At 73.6% G+C, this 18,679-nt stretch carries 16 protein-coding genes; 8 read left to right on the top strand and 8 right to left on the bottom strand.

From position 1 onward, the window contains the following. Nucleotides 1–259 precede the first annotated feature (259 nt). On the top strand, nucleotides 260–1,870 hold the full coding sequence (locus BGK67_RS31080) for an extracellular catalytic domain type 2 short-chain-length polyhydroxyalkanoate depolymerase (protein WP_069923183.1): 1,611 nt from the start codon (nucleotides 260–262) through the stop codon (nucleotides 1,868–1,870). 35 nt (nucleotides 1,871–1,905) lie between these two features. On the opposite strand, the gene BGK67_RS31075 is transcribed toward BGK67_RS31080, so the two are convergent. Continuing rightward, nucleotides 1,906–2,481, bottom strand: coding sequence for a TetR/AcrR family transcriptional regulator (locus tag BGK67_RS31075; RefSeq protein ID WP_069923182.1), 576 nt, complete (start codon nucleotides 2,479–2,481; stop codon nucleotides 1,906–1,908). Between the two features lie 266 nt (nucleotides 2,482–2,747). On the opposite strand from BGK67_RS31075, the gene BGK67_RS31070 reads away from it, so the two are divergent. Genes BGK67_RS31070 through BGK67_RS31060 form a run of 3 tightly spaced genes read left to right on the top strand, consistent with a single transcriptional unit; the run spans nucleotide 2,748 to nucleotide 6,420 of the window. Continuing rightward, nucleotides 2,748–3,311: a (2Fe-2S)-binding protein gene (locus tag BGK67_RS31070; RefSeq protein ID WP_069923181.1), complete on the top strand. Its 564-nt coding sequence runs from the start codon at nucleotides 2,748–2,750 to the stop codon at nucleotides 3,309–3,311. Then, nucleotides 3,308–4,300, top strand: a complete 993-nt coding sequence (locus BGK67_RS31065) for an FAD binding domain-containing protein (RefSeq protein ID WP_069923180.1) — start codon at nucleotides 3,308–3,310, stop codon at nucleotides 4,298–4,300. Before BGK67_RS31070 ends, BGK67_RS31065 begins: the two co-directional genes overlap by 4 nt. Continuing rightward, nucleotides 4,297–6,420, top strand: a complete 2,124-nt coding sequence (locus tag BGK67_RS31060; protein ID WP_069923179.1) for a xanthine dehydrogenase family protein molybdopterin-binding subunit — start codon at nucleotides 4,297–4,299, stop codon at nucleotides 6,418–6,420. The genes BGK67_RS31065 and BGK67_RS31060 overlap by 4 nt, the downstream gene beginning before the upstream one ends. Nucleotides 6,421–6,440: 20 nt before the next feature. Here the strand turns inward: BGK67_RS31060 and BGK67_RS31055 are convergent, their stop codons facing one another. Further along, nucleotides 6,441–7,217 carry a YqjF family protein gene (locus BGK67_RS31055; protein ID WP_069923178.1) on the bottom strand — a complete coding sequence of 259 codons (777 nt, stop codon included), beginning with the start codon at nucleotides 7,215–7,217 and terminating at the stop codon, nucleotides 6,441–6,443. Between the two features lie 265 nt (nucleotides 7,218–7,482). Between BGK67_RS31055 and BGK67_RS31050 the strand changes: the two genes are divergently transcribed. Continuing rightward, nucleotides 7,483–8,010 (top strand): DM13 domain-containing protein, encoded by a 528-nt coding sequence (locus BGK67_RS31050; RefSeq protein WP_069923177.1) that lies wholly within the window; start codon nucleotides 7,483–7,485, stop codon nucleotides 8,008–8,010. Nucleotides 8,011–8,110: 100 nt separating this feature from the next. On the opposite strand, the gene BGK67_RS31045 is transcribed toward BGK67_RS31050, so the two are convergent. Further along, nucleotides 8,111–8,659: a hypothetical protein gene (locus tag BGK67_RS31045; RefSeq protein WP_069923176.1), complete on the bottom strand. Its 549-nt coding sequence runs from the start codon at nucleotides 8,657–8,659 to the stop codon at nucleotides 8,111–8,113. A gap of 233 nt (nucleotides 8,660–8,892) precedes the next feature. On the opposite strand from BGK67_RS31045, the gene BGK67_RS31040 reads away from it, so the two are divergent. The 3 genes from BGK67_RS31040 to thpR all read left to right on the top strand — a co-directional run bounded on the left by BGK67_RS31040 (nucleotide 8,893) and on the right by thpR (nucleotide 12,048). Continuing rightward, nucleotides 8,893–10,278 (top strand): cytochrome P450 family protein, encoded by a 1,386-nt coding sequence (locus tag BGK67_RS31040; protein ID WP_079154471.1) that lies wholly within the window; start codon nucleotides 8,893–8,895, stop codon nucleotides 10,276–10,278. A 29-nt stretch (nucleotides 10,279–10,307) separates the two neighbouring features. Then, nucleotides 10,308–11,402, top strand: a complete 1,095-nt coding sequence (locus tag BGK67_RS31035) for an amidohydrolase family protein (protein WP_079154470.1) — start codon at nucleotides 10,308–10,310, stop codon at nucleotides 11,400–11,402. A 61-nt stretch (nucleotides 11,403–11,463) separates the two neighbouring features. After that, the gene (gene thpR / locus BGK67_RS31030) at nucleotides 11,464–12,048 is read left to right on the top strand and encodes an RNA 2',3'-cyclic phosphodiesterase (protein WP_069923175.1); all 585 of its coding nucleotides are present in this window, start codon (nucleotides 11,464–11,466) and stop codon (nucleotides 12,046–12,048) included. Nucleotides 12,049–12,095: 47 nt separating this feature from the next. Here the strand turns inward: thpR and BGK67_RS31025 are convergent, their stop codons facing one another. The 5 genes from BGK67_RS31025 to BGK67_RS31005 all read right to left on the bottom strand — a co-directional run bounded on the left by BGK67_RS31025 (nucleotide 12,096) and on the right by BGK67_RS31005 (nucleotide 18,679). Continuing rightward, nucleotides 12,096–12,617, bottom strand: a complete 522-nt coding sequence (locus BGK67_RS31025) for a hypothetical protein (protein WP_069924242.1) — start codon at nucleotides 12,615–12,617, stop codon at nucleotides 12,096–12,098. A gap of 60 nt (nucleotides 12,618–12,677) precedes the next feature. Further along, nucleotides 12,678–13,613: an arginase family protein gene (locus BGK67_RS31020; RefSeq protein ID WP_069923174.1), complete on the bottom strand. Its 936-nt coding sequence runs from the start codon at nucleotides 13,611–13,613 to the stop codon at nucleotides 12,678–12,680. Nucleotides 13,614–13,716: 103 nt separating this feature from the next. Beyond that, on the bottom strand, nucleotides 13,717–14,337 hold the full coding sequence (locus tag BGK67_RS31015; protein ID WP_069923173.1) for a nucleoside/nucleotide kinase family protein: 621 nt from the start codon (nucleotides 14,335–14,337) through the stop codon (nucleotides 13,717–13,719). A gap of 59 nt (nucleotides 14,338–14,396) precedes the next feature. Beyond that, complete coding sequence (locus tag BGK67_RS31010) at nucleotides 14,397–15,836, bottom strand: extracellular solute-binding protein (RefSeq protein WP_069923172.1); 1,440 nt, start codon at nucleotides 15,834–15,836, stop codon at nucleotides 14,397–14,399. Beyond that, nucleotides 15,833–18,679: a caspase family protein gene (locus BGK67_RS31005; RefSeq protein ID WP_141754094.1), complete on the bottom strand. Its 2,847-nt coding sequence runs from the start codon at nucleotides 18,677–18,679 to the stop codon at nucleotides 15,833–15,835. Before BGK67_RS31005 ends, BGK67_RS31010 begins: the two co-directional genes overlap by 4 nt.

Genomic DNA, 18,679 nt, shown 5'->3' with positions numbered 1-18,679 from the left:
CGGCGCGGGCGAGCCCCGCTCGTCGGCGGCCCCTCCCCCGGCGCCGCTATCCGCCCGCCCTCCCCCGGCGCCGCTGTCCGCCCGCCCGGCCGGTCCCGCCGTCGCGTCGGCCCGGCCGGCCGTACGCCGTCCAGGGCGCCAACCGCCATACCGGTGCGGCCCGTTGTGGTCGGCGCCACCGTGCGTACGGGACGCGGCGCGTGGCTATCGTCGCAGCCATCCGGACCAATGGGCTCCTTTTCACGGCAGTGGAGGGTGGATGTATCCAGTTCTCGCAAGGCTCGGTGGGGCCGCCGCGGCCCTGCTGCTCGGCGCCGGCGTGCTCGTCGGCGGCTCGGGCTCCGCTGCTGCCGGACCGGGCGCGGCGGCCGTCCCGCCCGTGGCCGGCGAGCTGAAGCCGTACCGCGTCGACGGTGTCTACAGCGCGGGCGTGTCGTCCGGCGGGTACATGGCCACCCAGTTGCACGTGGCCTACTCCGGCACGTTCGACGGCTCGGCCGCCTTCGCCTCCGGGCCTCAGTACTGCGCGCAGAACGACCTGGGCAAGGCCCTGAACGCCTGTATGGAGGTCTACCAGGACCTCCAGCTCGCCACCCTGAAGCAGACCACGGCGAACTGGTCGGCGCAGGGTGCCATCGACGACGCGGCCGGCCTGCGCGGAGACCCGGTCTACGTGTTCAGCGGTGCCAACGACTCGACCGTCGAACGCCCGGTGTCCACCGCCCTCGACGACTACTACCGGCACTTCGGCGCCGACGTGCTCTACAACAGGAGCACCGCCGCGGGCCACGCCTGGATCAGCCCGCTCGGACCGAACGCGTGCGCGGTCACCGCCAACCCGTGGCTCAACGACTGCGGTTTCGACGCCGAGCGCGAGTTCCTGGGACACCTCCTCGGCTCGGTCGGCGCACCCGCCGCCGCGCCCGGTGGCAGCCTGATCCGGTTCGACCAGAACAGGTACGCGCCCGGCGGCGCCGCGAAGCCGATCTCCATGGACGAGAACGGCTTCGTCTACGTCCCCACCAGCTGCGCGAGCGGTGCGGCCTGCAAGGTGGTCGTCACGCTCCACGGCTGCAAGCAGGGCTACTCGTACCAGGGCTTCGGAACCCGGTTCATCGACAACGCGTACCTCAACGAGTACGCCGACACCAACAACCTGATCGTCCTGTACCCGCAGGCCGTCCCGACCACGACCCTCGACAACCCCAACGGCTGCTGGAACTGGTGGGGCTACCTGGGCGACCCCGCCTACGCACGGCACGGCGGCAAGCAGATCGAGGCCATCATGGGGATGGTCAGGGCCCTCGGCGGCGCCGGCCCCACGCCGCCGCCCACCGGCAGGCTCTCCCTGCCCAGCCTGGACGCCGAGGACGGCTACATCAAGGCGGCGGGCGACGGCTCCGGACCGGCGGTCGGCACCCTGGAGGACACGTACGGTCTGGCGCTGGGGCGCGGCACCGACGGCAGGAGCAACCGGAGCGTCCTGTCCTTCGACACCGGTGCCGTTCCCGCCGGGAAGGAGATCACCCGGGCCTGGGTCACCCTGACAAGGAGCAGCGGATCGGGCGACCCGTGGGCCGCGCCCGCCGGCAACCGGCTCCTCGTCGACGTCCACACGGGCTGCCTCGGCGGCTGCGCGGTGGAGCCCGGTGACTGGGCCGCGGCGACGACGGCCGCCGGCGCCGCGGACATCGGCGCCTTCACCTCGGGGAGCAAGGCCTCCGGCGACCTGTCCGCCGCCGGCCTGTCCGCGGTCAACCGCTCCGGCCGCACCCAGGTCCGCCTGCGGTTCGAACAGAACCCGGCGGCCACGGCGTACCTCTTCGTCAACAGGGACACGCAGGCGACCCTGACCCTGGAATACCGCTAACGGGCGGCGGGCGGCGCCCCGTCCGGCGCCGGGAGCTAACCCGGAGCGCCCGCGCGCAGACCGTCCATGACGAGGTCGAGGAGCCAGGTGGCGCGGGGCTGCCAGTCTCCGCGGGGGTCGATCAGCCAGAGGCCCGCGATGGCAAGGATGAAGTCGTCCGCGCTCACCCCGGGGCGGATGGCGCCGGCCCTCTCGCCGGCGCGCAGGAGCATGTCGGCCGCGGAGGTGAGCGGCTCGTGTCCCGGCTTCGCGGGGCCGCCCGGTGCGCTGGCGGCCTGGCGGATCGCGTCGGCGAGGCCGGCCTTGGCCATGGCGAACCGGGCGAGGTGGTCCATCCACTCCCGCAGGGCCTCGTCCGGCGGCCGGGTCGCGACCAGGTGGGCGGCGGAGTCCGCGACCTGCTGCATTTCGTGGCGGAAGATCTCGAAGACGAGGGATTCGCGGTTCGGGAAGTTGCGGTAGAAGGTGGCCTGGCCCACGCCGGCCTTCTTGGCGATGGCGCTCAGCGGGACGTCGGCGGAGCGGGTCAGCTCGGCCAGTGCCACTTCCAGGATGCGCTCCCGGTTCCGTTGCGCGTCCGAGCGAACGGGAGCGCTTCTTTTCTCCTGCACTCGTCCTCCTCGCGGGTACGCCGACGGACCCGGCCTTGCTGACCGGACAGCTGTCCGGTACGTTCTCGCGTAACGGACAGTTGTCCGGTTGATTCCACCTTAGCCGTGGACGCGGCCGGCGGGGACCGCCGCAGGCAGCGCGACCGGCGTCCCCTCCCCCGCATCCTGCCCTCTCCCGAGCCGGCACCGCCACGTACAGCGCCATCTCTTGACCGCCCGCAGGGTCCCGCCTCGGCGTGCCCCGGATCCGCGAAAGAAGGCTGATCATGGTCGCATCGACGTCCAGCGCCATCGTCCTGCACATCAACGGCGATAAGTACCCGCTCTCCGTCGACCACCGCACCACCCTGCTCGACGCCCTGCGCGACCGGCTCGACCTGACCGGCACCAAGAAGGGCTGCGACCAGGGGCAGTGCGGCGCCTGCACCGTCCTGCTCGACGGCCGCCGGACGGTCTCCTGCCTTCAGCTCGCCGTGGCGGCCGAGGGGCGCGAAGTGACCACCATCGAAGGCATGGCCGACGGCGAGCGCCTGCACCCCGTACAGCAGGCGTTCCTCGACTTGGACGGGTTCCAGTGCGGCTACTGCACGCCCGGGCAGATCTGTTCGGCCGTCGCGGTGATCCAGGAGCATGCCGCGGGCTGGCCGAGCGCGGTCACCGGCGACGTACGGCCCGAAGCGGGGCCGCCGCCGCTGACCGCCGAGGAGATCAGGGAGCGGATGAGCGGGAACCTGTGCCGGTGCGGCGCCTACGTGTCGATCGTGCAGGCGGTGGCCCGGGCCGCGGCGGCCGAAGCCGGGGCGCCGGCGGGCACGGAGGTGGCGGCATGAGGGAGTTCGGCTACCGGCGCGCCCGCGACGTCGCGGGCGCGGTCACCCTGCTCGAAGCCGACCCGGACGCGCGCGTGCTCGGCGGCGGCACCAACCTCGTCGACCTGATGAAGACCGGCGTCGAACGCCCCGCGCAACTCGTCGACGTGCGCGAACTGCCGCTCCAGCACATCGAATCGACCTCGGGCGGCGGTCTGCGCATCGGCGCGACCGTCACCAACAGCGACCTCGCCGCCCATCCCGAGGTCCGCCGCCGCTACCCGGCACTGGCGCAGGCCGTGCTCGCCGGCGCCTCCGGTCAGCTGCGCAACATGGCCACCCTCGGCGGAAACCTGCTCCAGCGCACCCGCTGCGGCTACTTCGCCGACGTGGCCCAGCCCTGCAACAAGCGCTCCCCGGGCACCGGTTGCCCGGCCATCGCCGGCGAGCACCGCAACGCCGCGATCCTGGGCGCCTCCGACCACTGCGTGGCCGTCCACCCGTCGGACATGGGCGTGGCGCTCACCGCCTTCGACGCGGTCGTGTCGTACGAAACCACCGGCGGACCCGGGGAGTTGCCGATCGCCGACTTCTACCTGCCGGTGGGCGGGACCCCGCACCGGGAGACCGCCCTGCCACCGGGCGCCCTGATCACCGGCGTCACCCTGCCGGCCGCCCCGGTGGCCGCGGCCTCGCGCTACCGCAAGGTGCGCGAGCGCGCCTCGTACGCGTTCGCGATCGGCTCGGTCGCCGCCGCGCTCGAAGTCGAGGCGGGAGTCGTACGGGACGTGCGCGTGGCCCTGGGGGCCGTAGCGTCGCGGCCTTGGCGGGCCCGGGAGGCCGAGCGGGTGCTGACGGGCGCACCGGCCGGGGCCCGCAGCTTCGCGGCAGCCGCGGACGCCGAACTCGCCGCCGCGCGGACGCTGCCGCACAACGGATACAAAGTGGCCCTGATCCGCAACCTCATGGTGGCCGTGCTGACCGAACTCGCCGAGGAGGACGCCCGATGACCGCCGTCACCCCCCTGAAGGCCTCCGTCGGCACCGCGCGCACCCGCGTCGAGGGACGCGACAAGGTCACCGGGGCGGCCCGGTACGCCGGAGAGATCCCCTTCGCCGAACTCGCCCACGGCTGGCTGGCGGTGTCCGCCCTGGCTCGCGGACGCATCCGCTCGATGGACACGGACGCCGTCCTGGCCATGCCCGGCGTCCTCACGGTGCTGCACCACGGGAACGCGCCGCGGCTCGAAACCGGCTACCCGGGGCTCATGGGGATGCGGCCCGACGTCTCCGTCGCACTGTTCCAGCACGACCGGGTGCCGCACGCGGGCTGGCCGGTGGCGCTGATCGTCGCCGAGACCTCCGAGCAGGCCAGGGAAGCGGCCGAGGCGCTCGTGGTGGAGTACGACGCGGAACCGCACGACACCGACTTCCACGCCGACCGGCCCGGTACGTACACCGCCGCGGACGAACCGCACGCCGCGGCGGTGACCGCCAAGGGCGACCTCGAAGCCGAACTCGCCCGGTCCGCCGTCGTCGTGGACGCCCGCTACACCACGCCCGAGGAACACCACAACCCGCTGGAGCCGCACGCCGCGACGGCCCGCTGGGAGGCCGGCCGGCTCGAGGTCGTCGACTCCAACCAGGGCGCCGTGTGGGTGCAGGGCGAACTCGCCGGCCTCTTCTCGCTCGATCCGGCCTCGGTGCGGGTGCGCTCCGAGCACATCGGCGGCGGCTTCGGCTCCAAGAGCGTACGCGCCCACCAGGTGGCCGCCGTGATGGCCGCCACCGCCCTGCGGCGCCCGGTCCGGGTGGTCCTGACCCGCCGCCAGATGTTCTCCCTCGCCGGCTACCGCAGCCCCACCGCCCAGCGGATCAGGCTCGGCGCCGATGCCGACGGACGGCTGCGCGCACTGGGCCACGAGGCCCTGAACCTCACCTCCACCGTGCACGAGTACCTGGAGCCGAGCGCCATGCCGGGCCGGGTGCTGTACGACGCCGACGCCCACCACACGGCGCACCGGATCGTACGGCTGGACGTGCCGAGCCCGACGTTCATGCGGGCGCCGGGCGCGGCACCGGGGTCGTTCGCGCTGGAGTCGGCGCTCGACGAGCTCGCCGCGAAGTGCGGCGTCGATCCGATCGAGCTGCGCGTCCGCAACGAGCCCGAGACGGGGCCGGTGTCCGGCCTGCCCTTCGCCGGCCGCACTCTGGTCGCCTGCTTCCGGGAAGGCGCCCGCAGGTTCGGCTGGGCCGACCGCGATCCGCGTCCCGGCCTGCGCCGCGACGGCCGCTGGCTGCTCGGCACCGGCACGGCGAGCGCCTCGTACCACGCGGGAACCGCCCCCTCCACGGCGGCCGCGACGGCCGAGGCGGACGGCACCTTCACCATCCGGATCTCGGCGTCGGACATCGGCACCGGCGCGCGGACCGCGCTCACCCTGATCGCCGCGGACGCCCTGGAGGTGGCCTCGGACCGGGTCCGCGTCCTGATCGGGGACAGCGACTTCGGACCGGCGATGATCGCGGGCGGCTCCATGGGCACCAGCTCCTGGGCCTGGGCGATCACCGCGGCGGTGGCGCGGCTGCGCGAGCGGCTCGCCGGCAGCGGCGCCGTCCCGCCGGAGGGCATCACCGTCCGCGCGGACTCCACGGCGGCCATCGTCGCCCTCCCGCCGAAGGAACGGCACTCCTACGGCGCGCAGTTCGCCGAGGTGGCCGTCGACACCGGCACCGGCGAAGTTCGTGTCCGCCGGATGCTCGGCATCTTCTCGGCGGGCCGGATCGTCAATCCGCTGACCGCCCGCGGCCAGTTCGTCGGCGGCATGACCTGGGGCATCTCCATGGCCCTGCACGAGGAGGCGGTCCGGGACCGGGCCTCGGGCGCCCACGTCGGCGCCGACCTCGCCGGCTACCACGTCGCGGCCCACGCCGATGTCCCGCACATCGAGGCGGACTGGCTGCCGGCGGAACGGGACGAGGACGACCCGATCAACATCAAGGGCATCGGCGAGCTCGGCATCGTGGGCGCCGCGGCGGCGGTCGCCAACGCGGTCTGGCACGCGACCGGCGTGCGCCACCGCCACCTGCCGATCCGACCCGACCGCGTCCTGTCCGCGCGGCCGGCCTAGGGGACGGGGCCCGGCGGCCCTCAGGGGGTGGGGATGCCGCCGGGGCGGCGGGGTGGGGGGCCGAAGCGGACGGGGACGCCGGGTGAGTACAGGACGCTCACGGGCGGGTCGGCCGGGGCGGGCAGGCCCGCGGCCGTGACCAGGGTTTCGTCGCAGGCGAGGAGTTCGGCGCGGTGCAGGGGCCAGCGGGGGTGGGTGTTCGGGAGGTAGAGCGGCCGGCCGAAGAAGGTGCTGTGCATGCCCCAGCGGGCGGTGAGGAAGTGTTCGAGCGCCGTGGGGTTCCCGATCCGCTCGCCGACGCGTACGGAGATCCTGCTGTGCGCGCCGCGCGGTCCGGGCAGGCGGCGGGCGCTGGTGTACGTCACGGTGTCCCCGTCGTGGCGGACCGTCATCCGCGACCAGGCGTACGGCAGGCGGAACACGGACCGCGCGACCGCCACGGGGATCAGCCGGGCGGCGTCGAGGGAGCGGAAGACCACGCCGCGGCGGCCTTGGGCGTCCACGGAGTAGAGGCGGACGTTGGTCTCCGGGAAGCTGCCGAGGTAGGGGACTCCGGGGAGGCGGAACCATCCGACCTTGTGCATGCGGAAGGCGACGAGGCCGACGTACGTGACGCCGTCCCGCGTGTCGGGCACGGTGCCGGGCGGAAGCAGCGGGGCGGCGTCGGCGGGGTCCACGGCCCAGTGCAGGAAGGCCAGGTCCAGCCAGGACTGGGTGAGCAGCGGACGGTCGGCCGTGCGCGGCGGATCCGCCGTCACGGGTTCCGGGTTCGCGGAGGGCGGCGGCGTCTTCGGCATGGCGCCAGTATCGCCTCGGGGGGAGGGGGCGCGGGGGGGGGGGGCGAGCGGGTCCGGCCTCGGCCCTGCTCGGCCTCTGGGCCGTGTGGCGGACGGAGCGGTACGGCTGCTCAGCGGCTCCTGGCGGGTCACCGCCGTCCGAAGCGGGGCGTGCGGCGGGGCGAGCGGCGAGCGACGTAGGGGTTTCGTCATCGGGGTAGGCCTGGTCCCGGCGCCGCGGGTCCCCTTCAATACGGGAAACGGTTCCGTGTGGAGAGGACAGGCAATGACAACGAAGAAGTGGGGCGGCCGGAGGCTCGTCGGGATCCTGGTCCTCGCGACGCTGGCGCTGGGCGCCGGCCTGTACTGGTTCCAGCCGTGGAAGCTGTGGCAGGACGACACGGTCCGCGAAGCGCTCCCGGCAGCGGCCCCGGCCGGTCCCTCCCCCGCTTCGGCGGCGCCGCGGACCGTGGCGGAGGGCACCTTCATCAGCCACGAGCACACCACCACGGGCACCGTGAGGCTGATCCGGCTCCCCGACGGCTCCCACGCCCTGCGCCTGGAGGACCTCGACACGAGCAACGGCCCCGACCTTCGCGTGTTGATCACCGACGCCCCGGTGAAGGAGGGCACCGCCGGATGGCGGGTGTTCGACGACGGCAAGCACGTGAGCCTCGGCAAGCTCAAGGGCAACAAGGGCGACCAGAACTACGAGATCCCGGCCGCGGTGAACCCGGCCGAGTATTCCAGCGTCTCCGTGTGGTGCGACCGCTTCGACGTCTCCTTCGGCGCGGCCGTCCTCAAGGCGGTCTGACCCGCCGCCGGCCCCGCGCGGCGGCCGCCGGAGCGGTCCGCGCCGGCCGCCCCGGCGTGCCGGTGTCGCGCGGGGGCGGGCGGGGGCGGGGTCGGGCCGGCTACTTGGGCGGGCGGGTGGTGCCGGGGAGGCAGGTCACCGCCGGGTTGTACGTCTCGAAGGCGCCCAGCGGGTTCTTCTTCCACAGCCACAGGTGCAGGGCGTAGTGGACCGGCTGGCCGGGGAAGTGGCCGCGCTGCGGTCCTGTGAAGGCGGTGCCGAACAAGCGGGGCCGGTCGTCGTCCGTCGCCAGGTTCTGGTCCCGGTCGTAGACCAGCCACTGGACCCCGACGAGGCGCTTGCCGCCGCGCCCGTCGTCCTCGTAGAACAGCGCGGCGGGCTTCGCCGGGTCGACGGAGTTGTCGAGCGCGTGGTTGAAGTGCGGGTAGCCGAGCGCCCCGGGGCCCTCCTTGTTGACGACGCAGTACTTGTCCGGCACGTAGCCCGCCTTCACCGCGTTGGGGTGGTGCTGGAACCTGGCCGTGGCCTCGTACGTGACGGCGCGGGCGGCCGCGCCTTTGCCGGCGTCGGCTCCCGCCGCGGGAGCGGCGGCGAGCGCCAGGGTCAGGGAGGCGGCGATCGTGAGGACCGGGGTGAGGCTGCGGGCCATGTTCGGACTCCTTGGGACGGGCTGACGTCACCAGCAGCCTGTCCCCCCGTCCTGTTGCCCGCCACACCGTGCGACAGTTCGGCTGACCGCCGCCCGGGTGAGGCGGGCCGCGGCGTCCGGGCTCCGGCGGGCCGCGCACCGCTCACCCCATCGAGCCAACGGTGGTTTCGCGTTCGACTCCCACAGGGAACCCGTGTGTCCGCAGAAGTCGAGTGGCACGGAGGGTGCGGAACATGACGCAGGACCACGCGGCACCGAACGACCACGGTGAGCTGCACGACCTCGTATCGGCCGTGTCCAGGGGTGCGCCCGAGTACCGGGCGTGTCCGCATCCCGTCTACGCCGCGCTGCGCGAGCAGGCCCCGGTGTGCCGGCTGACGCCCGCGCACGGGGTCGACACGTATCTCATCACCCGCTACGAGGACGCCCGGGACGCGCTGTCGGACCCGCGGTTCAGCAAGGACATGCGCGGGGCGATCGATACCTACCACGCCGTGTACGGCAACTTCTTCGACGCGCTCGACGACAACGTCCTGAACTCGGACCCGCCCCGGCACACGCGGCTGCGCCGGGTCCTGCGCAGCGGTTTCACCCCCCGGCGGGTGGAGGAGATGCGGCCGAAGGTCACGGCGATCGCCGAGAGCCTGCTCGCCGCGTGCGGCAAAACCGAGGCGGTCGACCTGATGTCGTCGTTCGCGTTCCCGTTGCCCATCGCGGTCCTGTGCGACCTCATGGGGATCCCCGAGGGGGACCGCCCCGAGATCCTCGCCCACTTCGCGGTGGTGTCGCGCGCCCGGTTCGATCCCCGGATGGGGGCGGAGCTGCAGGCCGCCGAGGAGTGGCTGCGGGACCGGCTGGCCCGGCTGATCGCGCACACGCGCGCCCACCCCTCGGACTCCTTCCTCAGCGACCTCATCCGGGCGGAAGAGGGGCTGGACGACGCCGAACTGATCTCGTCGCTGTGGGTCCTGTTCTTCGCGGGCCACAAGACGACCGCGTTCCAGATCGGCAACTCCGTGCTGAACCTGCTGCTCCACCCGGAGCAGTTGCAAAAGCTCCGCAAGGACCCGTTGCTGATTCCGCGGGCGGTGGAGGAGATCCTGCGGTTCGAGGGGTCCGTGGAGTCGTCGACCTTCCGGTACGCGACGCAGGACGCGGAGGTCCGGGGAACGGTCATCCCCAAGGGCTCGCTCGTCCAGATCGCCATCACCTCGGCCAACCGCGACCCCGAGAAGTTCGACTCGCCCGACGTCCTGGACGTGACGCGCGAGGGGCTCCAGAGCACCCACCTGGGCTTCGGCCACGGTACGCACTACTGCCTGGGCGCGCCCCTGGCGCGGCTCGAGCTCGAGATCGCCCTCGGCTGTCTGCTGCGGGAGTTCCCGGAGATGGAGCTGGCGGACGCGGAGGCGGGCAAGGCGGCTTGGCTCAAGGGGCCGATGCCGGCCTTCCGGGGGCTCCAGGAGCTGCGGCTCGTGCTGGAGCCGTCCCGTCCGGCCGGCCGGCACGCCGAGCCCTTGGACTCCGCGGTCTCCGTGGCCTCCGCGGCCTCCGTGGCCTCCGTGGCTCCGGTGACCTCTGCGGCCTCCACGACTGCCGGAAACCGACCGACCAGCTGACCCAGCCCCCGACGGACGGTGGATTTGGCATGACAGATTCCGCGAGCACTTCCCGGCTGGGCCTCCTCGGACCGCCGACCGACGAGCCGCTGATCTCCGGCGCGGAAACCGGGGAGGTTCTCGGCCCCGCGCGGGACTCGTCCGCCCCGGGCACGACGGACGTACACGCGGCGACCTCGAAGATCGACATGCACCACCACTACTGTGCGCCGGAATGGCGCGAGTGGGCCGCGCGGCACGGGCTGGTCAAGCCCGAGAAGCTGCCCCCGTGGTCGCGGCTCGACACCGAGGCCTCGATCGGCTTCATGGACCGGGCGGGCATCTCCACGGCCGTCCTCAAGCCCATGCTGCCGGCGCGCTACCGCTCCACGGCGCAGCTGCGCGAGGCGATCAACATCACCCTGCAGTCGATGCTGGAGGTGGCGAGTTCCCACCCGGGACGGTTCTCGTTCTACGTACCGCTCTTCCTCGACGACCCCGACGCGTCCTCCTGGGCCGTACGCCGCGGGCTCGGGCAGCTCGGGGCCGTCGGCGTGAACGTGACGGCCAACTACGGGGGCGTCTACCTCGGCGATCCCACGTACGACCGGGTGTTCCACGAGCTGAACGAGCACGCCGCCGTGATCGACACCCACCCGCACAACCTCCCGGACGGCGCGCCCGGCGCGGTGACGGTTCCCGGCATCCCGAACTTCATGTGCGACTTCCTGCTGGACACGACGCGCGCCGCGGTGAACATGATCGTCCATCGCACGCTCGACCGCTTCCCGAACATCTCGGTCATCCTGCCGCACGCCGGCGGGTTCGTCCCGTACATCGCGGGGCGCCTGGAGGCGCTCGGGCGCTTCTGTGAGCCGCCCCTCGAACCCGCCGCGGTCCGCGACCACCTGCGCCGCTTCTACTACGACACCGCGGGCCCCATGGCCGGCGCCGCCACGCTCCTCGACCACGTGCCCGCCGACCACGTCCTCTTCGGCACGGACTGGCCCGCAGCGCCCGCGGACACCGTGATCAAGCTCGCGTTCCCGGCTCTGGACGCCGATCCCGCCTTCACCGCCGACCAGCTGCGGGGCATCTACCACGACAACGCCCTGCGTCTGATCCCGCAGCTGGCGAGCGTTTGACGGGGCTGCCGCACGGCCCGAAAGATGACTGGACCGTGCGTCGCGCGGTACGAAGTCCTCTGTGAACGCACAGACCCCGTCCGCGACCGTCCGGATATTCATCGCCCTCGCCCCGCCCGACGACGCGAAGGAGGAGCTGGCGAAGGAGCTCCGCCCCGCCTACGACGCGTACCCCCGCATGCGGTGGAACCGCATCGAGGACTGGCACATCACCCTGGCGTTCCTCGGCGAGCTCCCGGTCGCGACCGTTCCGCTGCTGCGGCCGCCGCTCGCGGCCCTCGCCGCGGGGCACCGGCCCGTACCGCTGGCGCTGCACGGCGGCGGGCACTTCGACGACCGGGTGCTGTGGAGCGGGATCGGCGGGGACCTCGACGGGCTGCACGCGCTCGCGACCGAGGTGCGGGCCGTGGTCAAGGCGTGCGGCGTGCCCTTCGAGGACCGGCCGCTGCGCCCCCATCTCACGCTCGCCCGGTCCCGCCGGAACGAGCCGTCCTGCGCGGTGGAGGCGGCCGAGGCGCTCGACTCCTTCACCGGCCGCCTCTGGCCGGCCGAGCGCCTGCACCTGGTCGGCAGCAACATCGGCCGCGGGCCGGGGCCGATCCACTACCGCGACATCGAAGCGTGGAGCTTCGGCGGCGGGAGCTGAGGCCTTGCCTGTGTCCCGCACCGGCAAGGCCCCTGCTCCGGCAGCCGCTAGAGCGCGCTCTTCGAGGCGCTGGAAACGACGCACTCCTTGTACTCGCTGCCGTCGCCCTTGCCGGTGTACGGCGTCTTCGCCTCGGCCTGCTGGGAGGCGCCCGCCTTGACGGTGAGCGGGGCGACCCTGGCCTGGGCGGGGGTCGCGGTCGAGGCGGCGTCCCCGCGGAACTTCATGGTGATGTTGTAGGTGTAGCCGACCGAACCGCTGTTGGTGACGGTGATGCGGGCGACCAGGTTCTTGCGCGTGTCGTCCAGCTTGCAGCTGTCGATCTTGATGTCGCGCTCGGCCTTGTTGCTGCTGGAACCGCCGGTGACGGAACCGCCGCTCGAACTGCCGCTGGTGCTCGTGCTGTCGCTGTCGTGGTTGCCTCCGGTGCTGCCCCCGCCGGAGCTGCTGGAGCTCGAACCGGAACTGCTGCTGCCATCGCAGCTGCCGCCGTTGGAGCCACGGGCTCCGGTGAGTGCGAACACGGCTATGCCGAAGACGGCGACCGCGCGGACATGGCGAAGCTTCACGTTCAACCCCGTTGGAATGTCAGTAGGTGAGACCGCCCATCTTGACGGGCGCACGTCACCCTAACAGCGAACCCACCCCGTCCCGCCCCCGATTGAGCCGCCGTCGGCGGGGCGTGTCCGAGCCGCCAACCCTCGGTGCAGGCATGCGGTCAGGCGTGCCGCGATGGTTCCTCCGGTGTCGAGGCGGGGGTTGAAGATCGTGACGTCGAAGCCGACGGCCCGTTCGTCCGCCAGTGCCGTGGCCAGCACGTTCTCCAACTCCCGCCATGACAGACCGCCGGGAAGGCGGTAGTCGACGGCGGGCATGACCGCGTCGTCCAGGACGTCGGCATCGAGGTGGACCCAGTAGCCGGCGCTCTCGTCGTGCGTGAGCCGGCCGACCGCCTCGCGGGCCGCGGCCTGCGCACCGGCCGCGCGCACACCGTCGAGGCCGATCGCGTGGAGCCGCGGCGGCAGCGGTTGCATCCCGGCCGCGTCGGACTCGGCGGAGTCCCGGAAGCCGAAGGCGACGGCGTCCTCGTCGCGGAGCAGGGGTCTGAGGCCCTCCAGGTCGGTGAGCGGCCGGGGGCCGCGGCCGGTGGCCAGGGCGAGTTCCATCGAGGCCGCCTCGCCGGTCGGCTCCGCCGAGGGCTGGTAGAAGTCGGTGTGGCCGTCGAGGAACAGCAGGCCGTAGCGGCCGCGGCGGCGCAGGGCCAGCAGGTTGCCGAGCAGGATGCTGCAGTCGCCGCCCAGGACCAGGGGGAAGCGGCCGCCGTCGAGGACCGCGCCGACGGCGTCGGCGAGCCGGACGGAGTACCGGGCGATCCCGACGGGGTTGAGGACCCCGGTCCCCGGGTCCCGCCGGGGATCGTACTCCGGTGCTTCGACCCGCCCGGCGCGCACCATACCGGGGTGGTCCAGCAGGCCGGCGTCGAGCAGCGCGACCGGCAGGTCCTGGACGCCGGACGGGCGCAGCCCGAGTACGGACGGTGCTTCGATGACCGCGATCTCCCGCACGACCCAGCCCCTTCGCCGCCGGCCGAGGCCCCCGCACAGGTACATGGTCCCGCACGGGGGACCCCCGTGCCGAGCCGGGAGCCGCGCGGCCGGTCGGGCCGGGTCAGCCGGCGTCGAGGACGAGGTCGGCGCGGTGGCGGCCGGCGGCGACGAGGCGGGCGTTCGGTTCGTCCGAGCGGGCCACCCAGCCGCGTGCGTACGCCGGGTCCTTGCCGTGGCGCACGTGCCGGTCGACCAGGCGCCGCACGCGCAGGTCCTCGTCCGGGGCGAGGTACCAGGCCTCGTCCAGCAGGGGCCGTACTGACGCCCACTCCCCCGCGTCGTGCAGCAGGTAGTTCCCCTCGGTGATCACCAGCGGTACGGCGGGGGCGACGGGGATGCTGCCCGCGACCGGTTCCTCGAGGGAGCGGTCGAAGGCGGGTGCGTACACCGTGTCGGGTTCCGGTCCGCGCAGGCGGCGCAGCAGGGAGACGTACCCGGCGGCGTCGAAGGTCTCCGGGGCGCCCTTGCGGTCGGCCAGCCCCAGCCGGACCAGCTCGGCCTGGGCGAGGTGGAACCCGTCCATCGGGACCACCACGGCCGTCTCCGGCCCGAGTGCTTCGGCGAGCCGGGCGGCCAGGGTCGACTTCCCGGCCCCCGGCGGCCCGGCGATGCCGAGGATCCGGCGGCTGCCCCCGGCGGCCAGCGCGGCCGCCCTGCGTGCCAGTTCCGTCGTCGTGTGCATCCGCCCATCCTGCCCGGCCGGGCCGAACAGCACGCGCGGGCGCGGGGCCGGGGCCGTTGTCAAGTCTGGGGCAGCGCCTTCTTCAGCTTCGCGTGCAGGTCCTTCGCGAGGTGCGCGGCCGAAGGGGGTTTGTCCGTGTAGAGACGGCGCAGTTCGGTGGTCAGGGTCTGGGTGAAGGCTCCGTACAGGGGGGTGCGGGGGCGCTGGACCGCGTTCTGCAGTGCGGGCAGCAGGATGTCGCGCGCGTACTTCGGGCGGCCCTGCTCGTCGCGCGGCATCCGGTCGGTGCTCTCCGCGTTCTGGGTGGCCGGGGCGGGGGGTTTGGCCAGCCGGCACGTCGGCCCGTTCTGGTACGCGGACAGCCGCGTGGCCGCGAACCCCGCGTCGAGCAGGCAGCGCTCGCTTTCCTGGCCGGTGAGGAACCTGATCAGTTCCCGGGCGGCGAAGGCCCGTTGCGACCCCTCGGCCACGGCCAGGTTCTGGCCCCCCAGGACCGCCCGGCCGGGCAGCGGGGCCACCCCCAGCTGCTCGCCGGTCAGGGTCTGGTGCAGGGTGCCGTAGGCGTACGGCCAGTGGCGCAGGAAGGCGGTCCGGCCGTCGGCGAAGTCGCCGAGGGATTCGGCCTCGTCGGAGCGGTCGGCGTCACCGAGCGTGTACGGGGCCTGGGTTCGGGCGCGCAGCTCCTCGATCCCCGACTCCAGGTCCTGCTCGGAGCCGGTGTACCGGCCGGCGCCGTCGGTGAGGGCGGACCCCTCGCCGACGGAGGCGAACGCCTCGATGCCGTTGACGGTGAGGCCCTCGTACGGGGCGAGCTGGGTGGTCCACCCCTTCTCGTAGCCGTCGGCCGTACTGCGGCCGGCGTCCCCCACCGTGCCCATCAGCCGCTGGACCGTGGCCCAGTCGGTGCCCTTGCCGAGCTCGGTGTCGGTGACGCCCGCCTTCTTCAGGTAGTCGCGGCGGTAGAAGAGCAGCCCGACGTCGCTGTTGAACGGGACGGCGTACAGCTTCCCCTTCCACCGGGCGGTGGCGGCGACCGACGGGATGACGTCCGCGTCCAGCAGGTCCTCGGGAAGCGGCTGGACCAGCCCCGCGTCCGCGAACTCCGGTACCCAGGTCACGTCGAGGTTGACCACGTCGTACTCCGCGCTGCCGGACTGGAGCGCTCCCAGCAGCTGGCTGCGCTGCTGGTCCGCCGAGCCCGGGAGTTCGACGAGCCTGGCCCGGGAGGCGAGGCCCTTCTCCTCCTGCTGCCGGTTCCACTGGTCGATCAGCTTCTGCCGGATGCCGCCCTTGCCGGTGACGTCACGTCCGCTGGCGACCACGATGTCGCCCTCCGCGACGCCCGTCTCGACCGGCCGGCCGGTGGCCTCGGAGCCGCCGTCGCCGCTCCCGGTGCACCCTCCCAGCGTGAGGGCCGCGGTGAGGACGGCCGCGAGGAGCGGGGCCAGGGACCGTGGGCGCCGGCCGGAGCCGGCGCGCAGTCTGCTGCCGCGGGTCATCCCTCGTCTCCCGTTCCCGCTCGGGCGACCTCGTCGCGCAGTCCGGCCACCAGATCGGTTCTGGTGTCCAGGCAGCGGCCGCCGCTCGCCTCGGCGACGACTGCGTCCGGCTTGCCCTTGTCGCAGCCGCCGCTGTCCAGGGACGCCATGACCACCGGTACCTTCTTGTCCCGCGCGTAGGCGCGCAGGGTCTCGAGCCGTCCGCCCTCGGTCAGCCGGTTGTTGTCCTCGCCGTCGGTGATGTAGACAATCAGCTGGGGGCGGTCGTCGTCGGCGCCGCGCCGGGCCATGTCGTCCAGCGCCGCGGTGAGGGCTCGGTACGGGTCCGCCTCGACGTCCTTGACCTGGGTGCGCTCGTCGACGGCGCGCTCGGCTTCCTCGCGCCGGTACCGGCCGAAGGGCAGCAGCTCCTGGTGGGCGAGCGGGGCGCCGGGCGCGGCCGCGACCGCCCAGACGCCGTACTCGTCCTGCTCCCCCAGGCCGCCGAGCGACTGCTTGACGATGCCGGGCGCACCGCCGGGTCCCGTCCACAGGTCGCCCATCGAGCCGGAGCTGTCGAGCAGGAACAGCACCCGTCCGGGGCCGTTGGCGTCGCGGTACTCCTTCAGGGCCGCGGCCATCGAGGACGGGCGGGCGGGGGCGGCGAGGGCGCCGGGGCTGCCGACGGCGCCGAACGCGCTGAAGGTGAGGTCGGCGGCGAGGGGCCGGTGCCCGGCCGAAGCGTGGCGGAAGCCGTCCTTGCCGAACTCGACGAGCCCGCCGCGGACCGCCTCCCCGGCCTTGCCTCCGACCGTTCCCCCGTCGCTCCCGGTCAGCCAGGCGCGGAACCGGTCGACGGCGTCCTCCCGCGCGTCCTTGTCGCGGTCGGCCTCCTGCCAGCGCACCCTTACGAACGTGGGGTCCAGGCCCGGCGCGTCGTCGGGGTAGGCCGCCAGCCGGCGGGCGCGCGTCGTGCTGTCGCAGTCGACGCCGGACTTCAGCAGGAACTCCGGTACGAGGGCCGCGGTGCGGTCGTCGACGGAGTCGTCGTCGGGCAGGGCGCACAGCAGGTTCCCACCGGTGGGCGAGGGCGGTCCGGGCTGCGCGACGCGCCCTTCGGCGGCCGCCGCGTTCGTCTCTTCGGCGCCGTACAGGCCGATGGTCGCGACCAGGCCCGAGTCCGTGTGCTCCGGGTCCGGACGGCGTACTTCCGCCTTCGGCTCGCGCGTGCGCAGTGCGTCCATCAACTCCGTGAGCCCGCCGTGCCGGTCGGCGACCGCTTCCGCCGCGATCTGCTGCGGCACGGCGAGCACGAGGGGCGAGTAGGCGAACGGCGCCGGGTCGACCAGGAGTTCCGCATAGCTGCGCCGGTCCTGGGCCGGGCGGGCGCGGGCGGCGCTCGCCGAGGTCGCGGGAATCCAGATGTCCGGCTGGGGGCCGATGTCGCGCTGCGGATTGACCGCCTCGGAGGTGGGCCGCTGCCAGGGGTCGGACTGGTCGTGGAACGCGGCGACGACATCCGCGGCGCCCGCGCTGTACACGGTGATGCCGCTGCGCCGGCAGCCGGCGCCGTTCCGGTTCTGGTCCGACACCAGGTACACCTCGGTCGCGTTGCGCACGGTGGACTCGATCTCGGGGTCGGTGAGCAGGCGGAGTTCCAGCGGCGGCTTGCAGGGCTGCCCGCCGCTGATGAGGCTGCCGGCCAGGAGGTACCCGGCGGGGACGAGCCCCGCGAGGACGGTCAGCACCCCGGCGGTGACCGCGACCGCGCGGGTCCTGCCGGTCAGGCGCCGACGGGCGCCGCGGAGCGGAGCGCCGGCCGGGCGCGGGCGCCGGGGCCGGGGAGGGGGCCACGGCGCCCGTCGGGGCGGCGGGGGCAGGTCCGGCGCGGCCGGGGTGCGGCCTGGTCCCCGCGGTGTGCGGTCCGCGGCACCGTCCGGCATCTCCGGCACGGCTGTCACACCTACCGCGGCGGTCACCGCTGTCACCTCGGTCGCCGCGGTCGTCACCGCCGTCACCTCGGTCGCCGCGGTCACCGCTGTCACCTCGGTCGCCGCGGTCACTGCCGTCACCTCGGTCACGTCGGTCACCGCTGTCCCTGCTCCCGCGGCGAGCAGCACGTCCGTGCCGGAGCCGGCCGGGCGGCTCTGCGGCTCCCACGGCTCGGCGGGATCGCGCAGCGTCGTGTGGTGTGCGGACATGTACGCCCGCAGCCGCTCCGCGAGCCCCTTGAAACCCACGGGAGCACCGTCCCGCTCGGCGCGGAGGCCTCGGATCAGCTCAGCGGTGAAGGGGGTGGGAGTGGCCTCGTCGCCCGCGTCGATCCGGTTGTTGGCCTGCACGCCCATCAGCAGGGAGATCCGGTGCCGCTGCGCGGTGTCGAGGGCGTCCCAGGCCGCCGACGCGTTGCCCGCGTAGCAGCAGTCCAGTACGACGACCACGTGCTCCGCCCGGGTCCGGGTCAGCACGGTCAGGACGCTCTTCCAGGGAACGGCGCCCCGGAACACCGACTCCGTCCCCGCCACGATCGTCGCCGCGCGCATCAGGAGCCACAGTTCGTCACCGGTGCTCGGCACGGCCCCGTGTCCGGAGAAGTAGAGCAGGAGCAGGCCCTCGGCCTCGTCCACGGCGTCGTCCAGGCGGCGGTCGAACTCGTCGACGTTGCGCGGCCGGACCACGCCGACCTCCTGCTCGGCGAACACCCCGCCCGCGCGCAGGGCGGCCGCGAGGCCGACGAGGTTGTGCTCGACCGCCTCGAGATTTCCGGGCACGCCGAAGGGGTGGCCGGGCTGCGTGAACTCGTACGCGGGCACGCCGACGAGCAGCGCCCGGTTCACCCTCCCGCGCGGATCGAAACGCGCCAC

This window comes from Streptomyces subrutilus (genome assembly GCF_001746425.1).
Classification (GTDB): Bacteria; Actinomycetota; Actinomycetes; order Streptomycetales; family Streptomycetaceae; genus Streptomyces; species Streptomyces subrutilus_A.
This window is presented reverse-complemented; position numbering and strand designations above follow the sequence as displayed.

Excerpts from the sequence above, each read along its gene's own strand:
- BGK67_RS31080 (WP_069923183.1), top strand. The coding sequence starts at position 260 with ATGTATCCAGTTCTCGCAAGGCTCGGTGGGGCCGCCGCGGCCCTGCTG.
- BGK67_RS31070 (WP_069923181.1), top strand. The coding sequence starts at position 2,748 with ATGGTCGCATCGACGTCCAGCGCCATCGTCCTGCACATCAACGGCGAT.
- BGK67_RS31065 (WP_069923180.1), top strand. The coding sequence starts at position 3,308 with ATGAGGGAGTTCGGCTACCGGCGCGCCCGCGACGTCGCGGGCGCGGTC.
- BGK67_RS31060 (WP_069923179.1), top strand. The coding sequence starts at position 4,297 with ATGACCGCCGTCACCCCCCTGAAGGCCTCCGTCGGCACCGCGCGCACC.
- BGK67_RS31055 (WP_069923178.1), bottom strand. The coding sequence starts at position 7,217 with ATGCCGAAGACGCCGCCGCCCTCCGCGAACCCGGAACCCGTGACGGCG.
- BGK67_RS31050 (WP_069923177.1), top strand. The coding sequence starts at position 7,483 with ATGACAACGAAGAAGTGGGGCGGCCGGAGGCTCGTCGGGATCCTGGTC.
- BGK67_RS31045 (WP_069923176.1), bottom strand. The coding sequence starts at position 8,659 with ATGGCCCGCAGCCTCACCCCGGTCCTCACGATCGCCGCCTCCCTGACC.
- BGK67_RS31040 (WP_079154471.1), top strand. The coding sequence starts at position 8,893 with ATGACGCAGGACCACGCGGCACCGAACGACCACGGTGAGCTGCACGAC.
- BGK67_RS31035 (WP_079154470.1), top strand. The coding sequence starts at position 10,308 with ATGACAGATTCCGCGAGCACTTCCCGGCTGGGCCTCCTCGGACCGCCG.
- BGK67_RS31015 (WP_069923173.1), bottom strand. The coding sequence starts at position 14,337 with ATGCACACGACGACGGAACTGGCACGCAGGGCGGCCGCGCTGGCCGCC.
- BGK67_RS31010 (WP_069923172.1), bottom strand. The coding sequence starts at position 15,836 with ATGACCCGCGGCAGCAGACTGCGCGCCGGCTCCGGCCGGCGCCCACGG.